Origin of the sequence: Pedobacter sp. AJM (assembly GCF_002197755.1) — a bacterium.
Lineage (GTDB): Bacteria > Bacteroidota > Bacteroidia > Sphingobacteriales > Sphingobacteriaceae > Pedobacter.
In genome coordinates this window covers 19,471-35,452 of the sequence record NZ_NHOT01000013.1, presented here as the reverse complement: position 1 = coordinate 35,452, position 15,982 = coordinate 19,471, and the positions used below count along the sequence as shown (strand labels likewise).

General features: G+C 41.5%; 13 protein-coding genes. 9 read left to right on the top strand and 4 right to left on the bottom strand.

The window, feature by feature from the left end; all coding sequences use genetic code 11:
- Positions 1 to 151: 151 nt before the first annotated feature.
- The gene (gene holA, locus CBW18_RS18625) at positions 152 to 1,174 is read left to right on the top strand and encodes a DNA polymerase III subunit delta (RefSeq protein ID WP_088302891.1); all 1,023 of its coding nucleotides are present in this window, start codon (positions 152 to 154) and stop codon (positions 1,172 to 1,174) included.
- A 107-nt stretch (positions 1,175 to 1,281) separates the two neighbouring features.
- On the opposite strand, the gene CBW18_RS18620 is transcribed toward holA, so the two are convergent.
- The 3 genes from CBW18_RS18620 to CBW18_RS18610 form a co-directional block, all read right to left on the bottom strand.
- Complete coding sequence (locus CBW18_RS18620; protein WP_088302890.1) at positions 1,282 to 2,394, bottom strand: polysaccharide lyase family 1 protein; 1,113 nt, start codon at positions 2,392 to 2,394, stop codon at positions 1,282 to 1,284.
- A 287-nt stretch (positions 2,395 to 2,681) separates the two neighbouring features.
- Positions 2,682 to 3,359 carry a LytTR family DNA-binding domain-containing protein gene (locus CBW18_RS18615; RefSeq protein ID WP_088302889.1) on the bottom strand — a complete coding sequence of 226 codons (678 nt, stop codon included), beginning with the start codon at positions 3,357 to 3,359 and terminating at the stop codon, positions 2,682 to 2,684.
- Positions 3,356 to 4,450, bottom strand: a complete 1,095-nt coding sequence (locus tag CBW18_RS18610) for a sensor histidine kinase (RefSeq protein WP_088302888.1) — start codon at positions 4,448 to 4,450, stop codon at positions 3,356 to 3,358. Before CBW18_RS18610 ends, CBW18_RS18615 begins: the two co-directional genes overlap by 4 nt.
- A gap of 152 nt (positions 4,451 to 4,602) precedes the next feature.
- Here CBW18_RS18610 and CBW18_RS18605 point away from each other — a divergent pair, with 152 nt between their 5' ends.
- Genes CBW18_RS18605 through CBW18_RS18585 form a run of 5 tightly spaced genes read left to right on the top strand, consistent with a single transcriptional unit; the run spans position 4,603 to position 11,707 of the window.
- Complete coding sequence (locus tag CBW18_RS18605; protein WP_140418712.1) at positions 4,603 to 5,976, top strand: hypothetical protein; 1,374 nt, start codon at positions 4,603 to 4,605, stop codon at positions 5,974 to 5,976.
- A 14-nt stretch (positions 5,977 to 5,990) separates the two neighbouring features.
- Positions 5,991 to 7,286 (top strand): cation:dicarboxylate symporter family transporter, encoded by a 1,296-nt coding sequence (locus CBW18_RS18600; RefSeq protein ID WP_088302886.1) that lies wholly within the window; start codon positions 5,991 to 5,993, stop codon positions 7,284 to 7,286.
- A gap of 10 nt (positions 7,287 to 7,296) precedes the next feature.
- Positions 7,297 to 8,889 (top strand): phosphoenolpyruvate carboxykinase (ATP), encoded by a 1,593-nt coding sequence (gene pckA, locus CBW18_RS18595; protein ID WP_088302885.1) that lies wholly within the window; start codon positions 7,297 to 7,299, stop codon positions 8,887 to 8,889.
- Positions 8,890 to 8,923: 34 nt separating this feature from the next.
- Positions 8,924 to 10,111, top strand: a complete 1,188-nt coding sequence (locus CBW18_RS18590) for a cation:dicarboxylate symporter family transporter (protein ID WP_172406577.1) — start codon at positions 8,924 to 8,926, stop codon at positions 10,109 to 10,111.
- A gap of 33 nt (positions 10,112 to 10,144) precedes the next feature.
- Complete coding sequence (locus tag CBW18_RS18585) at positions 10,145 to 11,707, top strand: malate:quinone oxidoreductase (RefSeq protein WP_088302953.1); 1,563 nt, start codon at positions 10,145 to 10,147, stop codon at positions 11,705 to 11,707.
- Between the two features lie 232 nt (positions 11,708 to 11,939).
- Here the strand turns inward: CBW18_RS18585 and CBW18_RS18580 are convergent, their stop codons facing one another.
- Positions 11,940 to 13,802, bottom strand: coding sequence for a LuxR C-terminal-related transcriptional regulator (locus CBW18_RS18580; protein ID WP_088302883.1), 1,863 nt, complete (start codon positions 13,800 to 13,802; stop codon positions 11,940 to 11,942).
- 203 nt (positions 13,803 to 14,005) lie between these two features.
- Between CBW18_RS18580 and CBW18_RS18575 the strand changes: the two genes are divergently transcribed.
- The 3 genes from CBW18_RS18575 to CBW18_RS21600 are packed head-to-tail and all read left to right on the top strand — an operon-like array spanning position 14,006 to position 15,949.
- Positions 14,006 to 14,356, top strand: a complete 351-nt coding sequence (locus tag CBW18_RS18575) for an import component protein (protein ID WP_088302882.1) — start codon at positions 14,006 to 14,008, stop codon at positions 14,354 to 14,356.
- A gap of 12 nt (positions 14,357 to 14,368) precedes the next feature.
- Positions 14,369 to 14,914, top strand: a complete 546-nt coding sequence (locus CBW18_RS18570) for a hypothetical protein (RefSeq protein WP_088302881.1) — start codon at positions 14,369 to 14,371, stop codon at positions 14,912 to 14,914.
- A gap of 45 nt (positions 14,915 to 14,959) precedes the next feature.
- Positions 14,960 to 15,949, top strand: coding sequence for a hypothetical protein (locus tag CBW18_RS21600; RefSeq protein ID WP_216359270.1), 990 nt, complete (start codon positions 14,960 to 14,962; stop codon positions 15,947 to 15,949).
- Positions 15,950 to 15,982 lie beyond the last annotated feature (33 nt).

The following is a 15,982-nucleotide window of genomic DNA, read 5'->3' as shown; positions in this document are numbered from 1 at the left end:
TGTTTCTTAACAATGCAACAATAAAACAATTCAATTATTGCAGCTTCAAAGTTAGTTAATTTTGGGCTATGGTATAATGTCTCAAATCTCACATCTTTAATTTATAAACATTTATCTGTTTCCTAAATCCTAAGTTGTAATTTTACGGCTCATGACTGCTGCCGAAATTATCAAGGATTTAAAAGCCCGAAAATTTAAACCTGTGTATTTATTGCATGGTGAGGAATCCTATTATATTGATCAGATTACGGATTATATTGAGGACAAGCTTTTAAATGATGCTGAAAAAGGATTTAACCAGACGGTTTTGTATGGGAAAGATACCGATATGGCTACTGTTTTAGGTGCGGCAAAGCGTTACCCAATGATGTCAGACTTTCAGGTGGTGATTGTAAAGGAAGCACAGGACTTAAAATGGGGTAAAGAAGATGCAAACAGCAAGGAGGCAGAATTTGTACTCAACTATTTTGAAAAACCACTGCCTAGTACTATCCTCGTACTGGCATTTAAATATGCTAATTTTGATAAGCGGAAAAAGATTTACAAGGCTATACATAAATCGGGTTTAATTTTTCAGTCAGATCTTGTTCGTGACTATAAACTGGTACCCTGGATTGAGGAATTTATTAAAGATAAAGGCTATAAGATAGACCAGCAGGCGTCAGTTTTAATGGCAGAATATTTGGGTACAGATCTCTCCAAGATTGCCAATGAGATTGAAAAGCTGATGCTGAATGTTGCTAAAGAGGTGACCATTAATACGGATCTGGTTCAGAAAAATATAGGCATCAGCAAAGAATACAACGTTTTCGAATTGCAAAAAGCACTGGCCGTACGTGATGTGCTGAAATGCAATAAGATCATCAGCTATTTCGCCAGTAATCCAAAAGCCAATCCAACGGTGATGGTGTTGGCCAACCTGGGTGGTTATTTTACCAAACTGCTCAAATACCATTACATCCCCAATAAAGCTGAGGCTGCATCAGCACTGGGAGTTCCGCCATTTTTTGTAAAGGATTATGAAGTGGCTGCCAGAAATTATAATACCGGAAAAGTTTTTCAGGTGATTGGTCTGTTGCGGGCTTACGATTTAAAAAGTAAGGGTTTAGACAGTTCGGGAAACGTAAGTGACGGAGAATTATTAAAAGAACTGGTTTTTAAGATTATTCATTAGCATGAAGCTAAAAAATCATCCGATAAATAGCGGTAAACCCGGTATTCATCGGATGACTTTACATTCACCGAATGGCTTCCAATAGCAGCCTCGCCCTAATTATTTTTTTACAGCGATGAACACACATTGCCTGTAAGTGTTGCCCCTGCGCCGTTTGATGCCGTTACGTTAGATTTTACGCTGGAGGCATTTAGTATAGTCAGGCTGTAAGGTGGCGTAAATGCATTTACACCATTACCTGAAGTATTTCCGGTGACAGCTGTGAAAAGGTTGTTTTTTGCCTGAACCGCTGTTGAGGTATTATCCATCAGATCAATTGGGTTTTTCACATTCTCAAAAGCGTTTGCTTCCACTAAAATATTGGCTTCAAATCCCGCCTGAATACAGCTTTTACTTACCGTACTGTTAAATAAATTATTTACAATATGCACTTTGCCAAATCTTACACGAGGCATCCTGGCTACAGCGCCCTGTGCCCACCAGCAACGTACAAATGTGATCCGAAAGCGGCCTCTGTCTGCAGTGGCACCATCGCTTGATCCGATCAGATTTGAGAAGCGGTGATCATCTGATCCGCCCGAACCGCCTGATTTTGGTGGTTTGAGATAAGAAAATTTGCAATAAGATACCGTGATATAATCTGAAATATTTTTGATGTCAAAATTGCCATCCACGCCATCCCTGAACTCGCAGTGATCAACCCAGATGTTATTGCAGGCATCAACGGTTACATTGTCTTGTCCGTCAACATCATAAGCACCAGGGCCCTCAAAAATGATATTTCTGATGATGATGTTATTGCATCTTTTAACATACATAATCCCTGAATTATCCTTGGTTTGGTCAGCCGAAACTAATTTAGCACCTGATGAACCGAAAATTGTTTTTCCATTCTGGTCCTGAAAGGAAATCCGTCCGCCGGATGGAATGGTGATGGTTCCGTTAACCTGGATCACCTTGACGCTGGTATTCTGAATGGCTGACTTCAATGCCGCATAGGTGGTTACTACTGTGGCCGTTACTTCGCCGCCACCGGTTGTTCCGCCGTTTTGTGACGCCCAGCCTTTTGCTGGGCAAACCGCTTCGGTAACAGCCATTGGTGAAGTAACGTTTTTGTTCGTGATCTCGCTGCTTTCAGATTGATTACTTTTTTTGCACGCGGGCAAAGAAAATGCCATGGCCACAGCCATCAGGCAGGTTAATAAATACTTGTTTCTCATGTTGAATTTAAATTTGGTTAGATAAATTGTATTGAAATCAGGCGTGCTTTCTCAGTGTATCGGAATATGTCAATCGGTATGTATTTGTTAAATTACATCTAATGAGCATATAATTGTCTTTTTGTGTTGAGTATATTTGTGCAATCGTTCACGGGATCGATTGCGGACACCATGATAAAATCAGGTAGCTATTTTCAAACCTCCTTATCGGAGGCATCTTTTAGGAAGTATGGAAAATTTATTAAAGATTCAAGTGAACCTAGGCGGGAGGTTTTCGTTATGATAGCTTATTTCAGGCAATCTTTAAATTTTCGCCCGATTGGCAACTGTTTGTCATCTGCCAAAAAAACAAATTGAGAATTGTGCGACTTCACCTGTTTAACGTGTACGATATACGATTTATGAATTCTGACGAATCCCAGTTTTTCATTTTTATCGATAAAATCTGACAGGCGCTGTAAAACCATGTATTGTTTAAATCTGGTGATGATTTTCAGGTATTCTCCAAATCCCTCAATCCATAAAATATCTTTTAAAGGCAATTTATTCACCATATAATCAGATTTAAACACCAGGAAATCATTTTCCTGCTCTATTCCGGTAAATTTCAGGTAGTCTGCAGCCTTTTGCACAGCTTTTACAAAACGTTCCGGAAATACGGGTTTTACCAGATAATCAATTACATCCAGTTCGTAAGCCTGAGCAGCATGGGTGGGATCAGCAGTAATAAAAATGCACAGTTTGCCACTGGGCACCATTTCTACCATTTCCGTACCTGATATTCCGGGCATTTCAATATCCAGAATCAGCAATTCCACTTCATCCATCTGCTCATAAATAATCGCTTCCGCGGGATTCTGGAAACAGGCTAAAAGATCAATTTCATCAATGGTTTCACAATACTTGCGAATCAAATCCAGCGCCGGAGCCTCATCATCAACATAAATTGCCTTTATTGGTTTCATATGCGTATGATCAGTTTAGATGAATAAGAGGTGTCATTTTGGTCTGTCTTCATTTCATATTTTTCTCCATACTCACGGTCTAACATCATTTTTAATACCTTAAGTCCTGCGCCACGATAGTTTGAGGCATTATCTGTTATCTTCTTTTCGGATATGGTGTTGAAGAGATTAAACTCAACTTCAGCTTCTTTAAACAATAATGAAGCCGTAATCTGTGCATTTTCATCTCTGCCCATAGCTGAATATTTAACTGCATTTTCAAAAAGGGTCAGGTAAATGGTAGGGGGTATTTCAACAATAGCAGTGAGTTCGCTGGATTCAAAATTCATGACCAGATTTAATTTCCGGTTACTTTTCAGTTGATAAAGTTTACTTAAGGCGGCAATCATTTGCAGTTCGCGTTCAATAGGAATGGTTTTCTTTTCCATTTCGTAGGTAGTATACTGCATCAGAAGGCTAAGTTGTTTAATCAAATCGGCTGAACTTCCATCTGTAGCGTAACTATGAGAATAGATATTATTGAGGGTATTGAAAAGGAAATGCGGGTTGATTTTAGATTTCACCAGTTCCATATCGGCCTCTTTCTTTCGCAGGCTTAATGCCGATAATTCGCGCTCAGCAATGAGTTTGTATTTGGAAATACCCTGTACAGATGGAACCAGAATAATGACGGCCTGCATGAGATAGACCATAAACAGGTATTTACTGTCAGCAGACTTAAATGCCCTGAAAAGCTCAGGTTCAACCAATATTCTCATCAGGCTGGAGATGACAAATAATGCCGCAGTATAACGAACATATTCACCATATCTGGCCTTTTGATAAAATTCAGGAACGAGTTTTTTAAAGCACAGGAGGTATACCGGAATGTTAATGGACAGCATGAACAACATGGCTAATGCCGCCTCGGCAAGATTAAAGAAACTTACGTAAATGTAACTGCTGATCCCAATAAATGCCATCCAGAAGAGCAAATGCTGCACGGTAATGACGCCGGGCCATTTGCCATTTAATAAGAAATCCATCACTTTTTTATCAAACGAAAGACGAAGAATCAGCATCAGGAAAACAAGATTGATCAAAAGGATCATGGTATTTGGTTTTGTTTCTGTAGTTCGTTTATAATTTACGTCGTTTATTGATATAAATGTTTTTCAGCACTACTTATACCCATCTTTAATTTTCAGTTATGTCTTTTTCATGGCTGAATTAACCAAATATAAACATAGGATTTACTATTTCAATGAATAGGCAACAATCAATGATGGCTGATCAATCTATTTTCTTCAATAAAAAAATTGTGCTAATCCATATTTTGCCCTTTATGGTTATTCTTGGCCTATGCAATGCTTTTTTCCATCCTGCATCTGCTCAGGAAAAAAAGCCAAATAAACCACTTGTGGCTTATTTGAATGATGATAAGACCCATTTTGTAAAATTTTCCGGCTATGCACAATTATGGGCGAGGTACACGGCGCTAAATCCGGGAAGTAAAGTAAATGAGAGTCTCCGCAAAAGTACTGCAGACTTGTCTTTAAGAAGGTTAAGGATGAAAATGACGGTTAACCTGATTGATCATCTAACTTTAATTTTTCAGGGTGGTACCACCAACCTCACTTATCTGGATGATAGCGAAAGTGCTTTTGATCTGCTCGATGCTTTCGGGGAATATAAATTTAGCAATAAACTGAGCATTGGTGCCGGCCGTTCCAATTGGAAAGGGCTTACCCGTTTTGCTTCAGGCCCTACATCGACCCTGCTTTACGATGTTCCGTTTCTGGATTTGGGCAATGTAAACCGAACGGATTTAACCTTGCGAAACCTGAATATTTTTGCAAAAGGTCAGTTAGGTAAACTGGATTACCGCATCATTCTGGCAAAGCCTTATATATCGGCCCCGACAAAACCTATCCAGCATATTTCCGGTTTTAATAATTTAAGCGTTAAACCCAATCTATCTGCTTATGTGAAATGGCAATTTTTTGAGTCGGAAAGTAATGCAGGTGCAACTGCTGTGGGGAGTTATCTGGGGAAGAAAAAGGTGCTTGCCGTAGGAATCGGGGCAGAAGTTCAAAAAGATTTAATGTGGCACCTGGCCGGAGCGGATACGGTACTGAATGATATGAAGCTGTATAGTGCAGATGTATTTTATGATACGCCGGTAAACGTAGAAAAAGGTACTTCCTTCAATGTTTATGCTGCCGTTTTTCACCATGATTATGGTCCTGGTTACGTTCGTAATTTAGGAGTCAATACTATCGCCAACGGGCTTGATGCCAGTACAGCTTCCTTTAACGGTGCAGGCAATGCCTATCCGGTAGTGGGAACGGGAAACAGTTTTATTTTTCAGACTGGTTTTTCCCTTCCTTATTTTAATCAGCAGAAAAAGAAAGCCAGGTTAATGCCTGCTATCGGTATTCAGTATTCCCGGTTTGAGCGGTTAGCCGATCCCATGTTTACCTATGACCTCGGTTTGAATCTTTTACTCCGGGATCACGCCTCAAAATTTGTATTCAATGCCCAAAGCCGGCCAATTTATACCCTTCAGGGAAGTGAACTCAAGGTTTCTGAGCGGAAAATGATGTTCGTTCTGATGTACCATATCAATATAGATTAATAAAACAGCGTAATATGTTAGTGAACAAAAATCCTCAACCCGCAGCTCAGCAAACCAGGCTTGCCGGAAGCATTTGGATGCGAATTTTCTCCAACCTTACCTTTTGGGTGCTCATCGCCATTATTGCCGGTGCCATACTGGGTAGTTATGCCCCCGCAACAGCCGTCAGGATGGAAATTATAGGTAAAACTTTTATCGACATCATCAAGCTTTTTATTGCACCCATTATCTTTTTAACCATTGTGCTGGGCATCAGTGGTATGGGCGATTTAAAAAAGGTAGGTAGGATCGGACTTAAATCACTGATTTATTTTGAAGTGGTATCAACCATTTCCCTGGCGATCGGTATCCTGATGGCCGTCTTAATTAAGCCTGGAAATATTGATAAATCTCATCTGCAAATCCAGAATGCTTCCAGGTATACTTCAGCACCGGCCGGGGGCTTTGACTGGATCAATTTTTTCATGAGTAACCTTACCATTCAGGTTTTAGTGGTTGCCATTATAGCTGGCATCATTTTAAACTATTCCAGATACCGTGAAAAAGCAGTAAGGGGTTTAAGTTATGCTTCTAAAATTGTTTTTAAAGGCTTGAAGTACGTGATGTACCTGGCACCACTTGGCGCATTTGGCGGAATGGCTTACACCATCGGAAAATTTGGCTTGCATACATTAGTCCCTTTGGCTAAGTTAATGGGTACGGTATATCTGACGATGGGCCTTTTTATTTTCCTGATTCTTGGCAGTATTATGAAATACTATAAGATGAGCATCTGGAATTTTATCAAATACATTAAGGAAGAGCTTTTACTGGTGCTTGGAACCTCATCTTCAGAATCTGCATTGCCATCCATCATGCTCAAGCTGGAAAAAATGGGCTGTAGTAAATCTGTTGTGGGTTTGGTTATTCCAACCGGTTATTCATTTAACCTGGACGGAACGTCCATCTATCTTTCTATGTCCGTTATCTTTCTGGCCCAGTTATATGGCGTTCAACTTTCAGTGTGGGAAATGCTGAGCATCATCGGCATCTTAATGGTGACTTCCAAAGGCGCGGCGGGCGTTACAGGAAGTGGCTTTATTGTGCTGGCCTCTACACTCGCCGCTATTCATAAAATTCCGATTGAGGGGCTTGCCTTTTTGCTTGGTGTAGATAAGTTTATGAGTGAAGCACGTGCTTTAACCAATATTATCGGTAACGGTGTAGCTACGATCGTGATTTCAAAGAGCGAAAATGAGTTTCATCCTGTTGTAGCAGAAGCCGCGATTCAATCGGAGGATAAACTGGCAAAACAAGAATTTGTATACTAAATCCAATCAAATGAATACTTCAGAAACATTCAATGAATTAAGGTTCAGCATGTATGGCAAGCAGGTGCATTACCAGTTAAGTGCAGAAGAACTGATCAGCCAAACGCTGGAACGCGGGCAAGGTTGTTTGAGTAACCGTGGTGCACTTTGTGTGGATACAGGCACTTTTACAGGCCGTTCTCCTAAGGATAAATTTACGGTAATTGACGATACGACAAGAGAAACCATCGATTGGGGCGACGTGAACAGGCCTATTGCTCAGGCTCACTTTTATGGGTTGTATAGCAAAATGCGGGCCTACCTGGCTGAAAGGGAAGTTTGGGTGAGAGATGCTTATGCCTGCGCCGACCCGAGATATGCCTTAAGCATTAGGGTGGTCAATGAAACACCCTGGGCAAATCTGTTTTGCCATAACTTGTTCTTAAGGCCAGAAATACAGCAGAAGACAGCTGGTGAAACGGACTGGCTGATTTTGCAGGCCCCCGGTTTTGAAGCCGATCCTGAACAAGATGGTACACGTTCTAAAAACTTTACGGTAGTGAACTTTACCCGTAAAATTATTCTGATAGGTGGAACAGCTTATACGGGAGAGATGAAAAAAGGGATTTTCAGCGTGCTGAATTATATTTTGCCGGAAGAAAAAGGCGTACTCAGCATGCATTGTTCTGCAAATGAAGGGATGGATGGCGATGTATCATTGTTTTTTGGTTTATCAGGAACAGGCAAAACAACATTAAGTGCAGATGCTGGTCGTGCATTAATCGGCGATGATGAACATGGTTGGTCTGACGAAGGAATTTTTAATTTTGAAGGTGGCTGTTATGCCAAGGCAATAGATCTTAATCCTGAAAAAGAACCTGAAATTTTTGGAGCCATTAAACCCGGCGCACTTTTAGAAAATCTGGTGATAAACCCATCCAACGGGGTGATCGATTTTTCTGATACCACTAAAACCGAAAATACCAGAGTGGCCTATCCCATTGATTTTATTCACAATGCCAAAAAGGGATCGTCAGGCGGAACACCCAGGAACATTTTCTTCCTGACCTGCGATGCCTTTGGTATTTTACCTCCCATCAGCCGGCTGGATAAGGGGCAGGCCATGTATCATTTTATATCAGGATACACCTCAAAGGTAGCCGGTACAGAAATGGGCGTTTCCACACCGCAATCTACTTTTTCAGCTTGTTTTGGGAGAGTTTTTCTTCCCCTTCATCCGCTTAAATATGCTGAATTGTTAGGTCGCAAACTGGATGCTAATCCTGATATTAAGGTGTGGCTGGTCAACACCGGATGGATTGGAGGCGCTTACGGAACCGGAAACAGAATCAGTCTGAAATATACCAGAGCACTTATTACCGCAGCCATGAAGGGAGATCTGCAACATGTTCGATACGAAAATCATCCGGTCTTCAAATTTGCTGTACCTCAGGATTGTCCGGCAGTTCCGGCAGATATCCTTAACCCCAGAAACCTTTGGGAAGATGTGCATGAATATGACCGGAAAGCAATGGATCTGGCGCTATTGTTTGAACATCATTTCTCTGGCTATGCCGAATTGGCCAGTAAGGTAATGAAAGATGCGGCCCCATCATTTGTATAGAAATATTGCTATATTGAAGATCAATCGAAATCATTTGAGGCTAATAGACAAAACAGACCTGGTTATTGATAAGCTAAACAAAACCCTTAGCTTACAAATATTTATAGCCATTATATTGGGTGCCCTGGCTGGTGTCTGCTTTCCGCATTTTGCGGTCAGGTTGCAGTGGGTGGGAAGTTTATTTGTGCTGGTGATTGAGCCTTTTGTACCGCCTGTTATATTTCTAAGCATTGTAAGCGTGTTCGGAAGTTTGGAAAACCTTAAGCTGGCCGGAAGGATTACTGCAAAAGCGATTCTTTATTTTGCAGTGGTGAGTACACTGGCCATTATTTTTGGAATGTGCAGTGCATTGATTATTCACCCGGGAAAGATAGACCGTAGTTTAGTGGAATCTATTGAACCTGCAAAGGTAATGACCACTTATTATGAAGGCTGGCTTAAATTTGTGATGCAAAATGGTATGCTGCTGTTATTTGTTTTGGCCGTTGCCATTGGTATTTTAATCAACCGTTTAGCAAATCGTGATGCGGTGGTCAACATTTTTGAACACCTTAAATCTACGGTACTTCGGGTATTACGATACCTTTTTCTATTGGCGCCTGTCATTACATTTAGTGGTATTGCCTATACCGTAGGGCGTTTTGGACTGGATACCCTGGTGCCTATCGGTAAGCTGCTGGCCGGAACCTACATTACAATGTTCTTGTTCATCGCACTGATTTTAGGATCTTTACTGGCAGGTTTGAAGGTAAATCTTTATACTTTTTTAGGGTTGATCAAAAATGAATTGCTATATGCCCTGGGAACATCATCTTCCAGTTCCGTTATTCCGTTGCTTCTCGAAAAACTGGAGAAAATAGGCTTGAAAACGCCGGTGGTGAGGTTGGTTACCGTTACCGGAAATTCGCTCAATCTGAATGGAACCTGTATTTACCTGGGGATGTCGGTCATCTTTCTCGCACAGCTTTACAATGTAAGTTTTTCCTTAACGGAGCTCGCGGGTATTGTGGTCATTATTTTACTCACCTCCAAAGGTGCATCGGGTATTCCCGGAACAGGATTTTTAGCCCTGGTAACTACGGTAGGCAGCATACATCAAATTCCGGTAGAAGGTTTAGCTATTTTATTGAGCATTGATCGGTTTATGAGTGAAGCAAGGGCCATTACCAATACAGTTGGACATGCCATTGCCGCGCTAATTATTTCAAAAAGTGAATCTTAACGTACGCGTTTAAAAATAAAAATGAATAAAAAGATGAAAAAATTAATCACATACCTGCTGATCCTGTTAACAGGTTTTAGTGTAGGCTGCAAAAATAAAAGTGCTGATGAAGAAACCGATGTGGTATTGGTTGGTGCCGGTGTAATGAGTGCAACACTTGGCGCAATGATGAAAACATTGAATCCTAAATTGAAAATCAATATTTATGAGCGGTTGGACCTGGTGGCTGCAGAAAGCTCAGATGCCTGGAATAATGCCGGAACAGGCCATTCTGCCTTTTGTGAACTGAACTATACACCACAACGTCCGGATGGAACCATAGAATTTAACAAAGCCATTTCCATCAATGAACAATTTGAAATTTCAAAACAGTTCTGGGCGTATATGGTCACTAAGGGTAAGCTGCCTGAACCCAAATCTTTCATCAATAATGTGCCGCACATGAGTTTTGTCTGGGGAAATAAAAATGTAGCATACCTGAAGAAAAGATATGATGTGTTGAGCAGGCAACTGCTGTTTAAAGGCATGCAATATTCTGAAAATTTTGATACCCTTGCCAAGTGGATGCCCTTGGTTATGACGGGAAGAAACAGAAAACAAAAGGTTGCTGCAACCTATATGGCCATTGGTACCGATGTTAATTTCGGAAGCTTAACAAGGGGCCTGGTGGCCTCATTGAAAAAGGAAAACGGGGTAAAGGTAGCGCTGAATCATGAGGTGAAAAATCTTAAACGCCTGGACGATGGTACCTGGCTGGTTACCGTATTGGATAATAAAACAGAGAAGGAGCGCAATATCAAGGCAAAATTTGTATTTATCGGTGCCGGTGGTGGTGCTTTAAGGCTGTTGCAGAAATCTAAAATTCCGGAAGGGAAGGGCTTTGGTGGCTTTCCGGTAAGTGGTGAATGGATGGTTTGCAACAATCAGGAGGTTATAGCGAAACACATTTCAAAGGTTTATGGCAAAGCAGGAGTAGGGGCACCACCTATGTCGGTGCCACATCTGGATACACGAATTATTAATGGTAAAAAAGCATTACTTTTTGGCCCTTATGCAGGCTTTTCTTCCAAATTTTTAAAACAGGGATCTTATTTAGATTTAACCCGCTCCATTACCTTAAAAAACATCTGGCCAATGATGTCGGCCGGAGCAGATAACATCCCGCTGACTAAATATTTAATTGGTCAGGTTACACAATCCGATGAGGAGCGTTTAAACGCCCTGAAGGAATATTTTCCAGCAGCAAAGGCTTCCGATTGGAAACTTGAAACTGCCGGACAACGGGTTCAGATTATTAAAAAGGATGAAAAAAAAGGTGGTTTACTGCAATTTGGAACAGAAGTGGTCAGTGCAGAAGATGGTAGTTTGGCAGCCTTATTAGGCGCTTCTCCAGGTGCATCAACCTCTGTTGACATCATGATTACGCTGTTGAAAAAATGCTTCCCCCAGCAAATGGCTACGCCAGAGTGGCAATCAAGAATGAAAGAGATGATTCCATCCTATGAAAAGAAACTTTCAGAAGATAAAGACCTGGCAAATAAAGTGAGAAAGGCAAACAGCACTACGCTTGGGCTGCGGTATTTTACGATAGATTAGTGGTTTTCTTTGCAGATAAATTTTTAAAGTTACTAACTCTTATTATTTTATTTTTAAATAGCGTTAGTAACTTTTGAGGAGATTCTCCAATTGATTTGTCATGCTGAATTAGGTTCAGTACCTTTTAGCTTAACAGCTTACAAGAGCGCTGCTTGTTGCTATATTTTCCCGATGATGACAGCAGTTTCCGCAAAAGAGGGGCAGTAACATCTGCGTCATATATCTGTACTTTTTAACTTTGGTTCTGTAGAAATACATTCAGGTCATCATCTTTTCCAAGCCCGAGCTTTTGTTTAATCCGGTAGCGGCTCATGCGTACACTTTTAGGTTCAATGCCCAAACGTGCAGATACCTCCTTATTTGATAACCCCATCAGCATGTAGGCGCAATATTTTAAATCAAGCCTGGTGAGGCTTTGGTTGGCCTGTTGTTGCAGGCGTTCAAAAAAAGCAGGATTGGTTTCAAAAAAATCTGTTTTCTGGGCTTCGAAATCCTTATCCATTTTCTTTTGCTGGTTCAGAATCCGTTTCATTTGCGCATCAAAAGAAAGGTGATTCGCTGCATCAACCTTTCCGGAGAGCTGTTCCAGCAATTCATTCTTCTCTTCAATCTGCAAGGTTCCTGCCAGCACTTCCTTTTGTAACCTATCCTGGCGCTCTTTAAGCAAAACCTGTTCGGTTTGCAATTGCATGGCCTCTGCCTCTTTGAGCTGTGCCCTTAATTCGGCGGCCGTTTTCTCCTTATCTATCAACTCCTGCTTTCTGATGGATGCCTTTAACTTAAAATTGTATGCGCGCAGCAGAAACAGCAAAACGGCTATCCCCATAATGCCCAGCAGCACATAAAAGGTGGTCCGTTTTTTAGCAAATAAGGCCTCCTGATGCAGATAAGCAATTTCCTGTTCATTTTTTGCCGTTTGATATTGTGCCTCTACCCGGGTAATGCTGTTGATCTTTTCTTCATTAAAGGCCTTTTTATAAAACTCGAAATACTGTTTCAGGTAATTTAGTGCAAGTTTGGCATCTCCCTTTTTTTCGGCAATGCCTGAGAGGCCCTGGAAGATCCGGGCTTTAGTAAGAGGCATGCTCACTACTTCATTTGCTGTGGCATTTAGTCCGCTCAATAAAATCTTTTCAGCCTCGTCATAATGCCCGTCGCGCATGGCATATTCGCTTTTTAAGCCATAGCAATTAAGTAATACCTCCTGCAAATTGGTTTTGGTGGCAATTTCAATGGCCAGGTTCACATATTGCTCTGCGCTGTCGCGGTACCGGTCTGGAAAGTATTGAAAATAAATGTTGGCCGTATTCAGGGCAATGGCAGCCGTGTTACTTCTTAAAACCAGGCGTCCTTCCTGCTTTTGGGCAAGCAGCAATGATTTTTTATAAATGGTTAAGGCAGAATCGAGTAGGTTGCGTTGAGCAGGCTGCTGTTTAAACCGGTCAAAATAAGTCTGCCCGATGGTAAAATAAGCATTGTTCAATTGGTCTACCTGTTGGCTCGACAGTGCGGCCTGGTAGCATAAACCGGCATATTTTTGTTGCCTGGCCGGGTTGTTACCATAGCTATATATGCTGGCCAGGTAGTGGTAAGCCGTGCTTTCATATTCTGCAGCATCTTGTCCTTTAAAATAATCAATGGCTTTCAGTAGTTTACTGGCGGCCTGGTCATTCTGATCATTAACGAGGTCTAACCAGCCGTTTCTGAACCATACAAAACCCAGTGTTACCCGATCTTTTGTTTTGCGGGCATAATACATGGCACTATCACGACTGGCATAGGCATTTTTCAGCTCCTTTTTCCACACATATAAATGCACCAGTGTAGCGAAGGCCATGGCTTTTCCTTGCCCGTCAGGCAAAGTCCGGCTAATCTTCAGGGCTTCATTGGCCTGCTTAAAAGAAAGGGGCAGCTGCTGTTCAAAATTGGCTTTCGCCAGCTTACATAAAATATTTACACGCCTGGCCGGAGCGAGATCTTCCTGGTTGAGTAAATGGTTTAGCGAATCCAGATATATTTTCTGTCCTGATGCATGGGTAATGACAATAAAGAAAAAGGATATTATTAAGCATAATGATTTTACGGGAATCTGCATGCCTCAAAAATAGAAAAAAGAAATAATTCCGGAAAAAATCATATTCCGGCAAACGCTTGAATTCAAGTGGTTTAAAGAAAGTTGTAGACGAATTGTAGACGCTTGTTTTATTGACCGTAGTCGGGGAGTAGACACTGTTTTCTTGGTACAGGAAGCACTCCGGCCTAATTTTGTCCTATTCATTTACTTAAAAACACCACATCATGAAAAACAAGACCATGGCCATAGTAGCCTACATTACCCTCATCGGGTGGATCATTTCTTATCTGGAGTTTAAAAAATCTCCTGAAAAAAGCAGACTGGTGAATTATCATCTGGGCCAATCGCTGGGCATCATTATTACTTCCTTTGTGCTCAGTATTGCCAGCAGCATCATTCTGGCGATTATTCCTTCACTGGGTTTTATCTTTTATATTGTTTTATTGATTCCATTCCTGTTGTTATTACTGGGCGTTATTGCCGCAAACAATGAGATGGAGAAACCTGTTCCGATTATTGGAAAAATATTTGAAGGAAGATTCAATTTTGCTTCAGAGAAACCAGGAAACATTTAAAAGAAAACAGCGATGAACCGGATATTCAGAACAGTACATGTTTGTACGGCGCTCAAATACTATGGCCAGGCCATAGTATTTTTATTGCTGTTTCTGGGATCTGGCGCACAGGCACAAAGCCCTGAAGATGGCCAGACACCAGGCGTAAAAATAGATTTGAAAATTACTGATCAGGCTTCCAACACGACCCATTATTACAAGCTTTTGGGAAGCAGCTATTCTGTCAGAAAACCCTTCGCCCTGCAAAAAGAAGGAAAGTTTGCAAACGATGGTAATTGTACCCTGATTTTGGAACTGGCACAAAATGCAGATGAATTTCTGCTGAAATGGGTGGCCGGAACAGTAAAGGGTGTAAAGGGAGAAATCAGCATTGTAGCCGTGAAAGCCGCAGATAAGCCGCGCATCATCACCTTTACCGATTGGGAGGTGGCCTCGGCATCTGAAAGTTTTTACAGCACCAATGAAGCCATCTGGTGGCCTCATCTCAGTGTATATGTCAAAACCTTGTCGGTAGATGGCGTTCCGGTATTTACTGGCGCAGCAAATGCTAAAAGGTAAATTTTAAAACCTGATTAATAAATTATTCACTTAAAACACATGGACATGACAGGTTGGGAAATAGAAAATCCAGGAGAATATCTTTTATACGGTAATGATAAAAATCTGAGGGCGTTTTTGAAGAACTATCCCTTATCGGCACTCAGCCCTGACGGGCAAACGCTGTTCATCATCCGCCAATACCATCCCACATTAAACTGTTCGCCGGATGATCCTGTAAACCCTTCTGAAGCTTACAGGATGTGCCTGGCTTACTATACCTATAGCTCATACTTCTTTTTTGAGCTGCCTACCCATTTGCATTATAACATGTTATCGGTGAGGTACGATCAGCATATCCAGGATATAGCCATTACGATTTCCAGCAGGGAAATGACCCGGGTAACCAACGTGAAGGAATTGTTCGCCAGGCTGGAAAGTTATGCCCCTAAAACGGATGCAGAAAAAGAAGCCGCTTTTGAAAGCCTCAGCAATGAAATTCCACCGCAAAAGAAAAAAGTACCCATTACCCAGACGGAAGTGGAATCTACCGTGATTGGCGTATTGAAAAATGCCGACTTTGATGACTGGTGGGTATCAGCGCCGCAGAAAATAGCCTTTCTGGATCAGGAGGAAATGACCTTTACCATTACTGATTACAATCCAAATGAAGATGAAAAGATGATGGAAGCAGCCGACGAAACCATCCGTAATTTTTTAGCCAAAACACCACAGGACCGGGAAGCCATGAGCACCTATGTTTATCAAAACTGTATGGATTTCTTAGATGCCGTAGGTTATGATGAAGCTGACCAGGCACTGTGGGATATTAAAGCCCCCCGCGACATATGGAATTATGTAACGCCATTGGAAATTTATGTGACCCGTGAGCCTTATGAAGATCAGGGCGTATACCTCCGTTTAATTTTCAGGTGTGAGTGGGAACAGGAACATGGCCTGCAACTGGTATTTAATCAAAAAGGTAAGCTGGTAAGGGTAAGTGACGATGATGGACACATCATGGGCTGGCAGGGCCACGGCATGATTACCGACTAATAACAGGAGCGGACGGGCTACCCATGTGGCTAC

Excerpts from the sequence above, each read along its gene's own strand:
- CBW18_RS18570 (WP_088302881.1), top strand. The coding sequence starts at position 14,369 with ATGAACCGGATATTCAGAACAGTACATGTTTGTACGGCGCTCAAATAC.
- CBW18_RS18580 (WP_088302883.1), bottom strand. The coding sequence starts at position 13,802 with ATGCAGATTCCCGTAAAATCATTATGCTTAATAATATCCTTTTTCTTT.
- pckA (WP_088302885.1), top strand. The coding sequence starts at position 7,297 with ATGAATACTTCAGAAACATTCAATGAATTAAGGTTCAGCATGTATGGC.
- CBW18_RS18620 (WP_088302890.1), bottom strand. The coding sequence starts at position 2,394 with ATGAGAAACAAGTATTTATTAACCTGCCTGATGGCTGTGGCCATGGCA.
- CBW18_RS18605 (WP_140418712.1), top strand. The coding sequence starts at position 4,603 with ATGAATAGGCAACAATCAATGATGGCTGATCAATCTATTTTCTTCAAT.
- CBW18_RS18575 (WP_088302882.1), top strand. The coding sequence starts at position 14,006 with ATGAAAAACAAGACCATGGCCATAGTAGCCTACATTACCCTCATCGGG.
- CBW18_RS18610 (WP_088302888.1), bottom strand. The coding sequence starts at position 4,450 with ATGATCCTTTTGATCAATCTTGTTTTCCTGATGCTGATTCTTCGTCTT.
- CBW18_RS18585 (WP_088302953.1), top strand. The coding sequence starts at position 10,145 with ATGAAAAAATTAATCACATACCTGCTGATCCTGTTAACAGGTTTTAGT.
- holA (WP_088302891.1), top strand. The coding sequence starts at position 152 with ATGACTGCTGCCGAAATTATCAAGGATTTAAAAGCCCGAAAATTTAAA.
- CBW18_RS18615 (WP_088302889.1), bottom strand. The coding sequence starts at position 3,359 with ATGAAACCAATAAAGGCAATTTATGTTGATGATGAGGCTCCGGCGCTG.
- CBW18_RS21600 (WP_216359270.1), top strand. The coding sequence starts at position 14,960 with ATGACAGGTTGGGAAATAGAAAATCCAGGAGAATATCTTTTATACGGT.
- CBW18_RS18600 (WP_088302886.1), top strand. The coding sequence starts at position 5,991 with ATGTTAGTGAACAAAAATCCTCAACCCGCAGCTCAGCAAACCAGGCTT.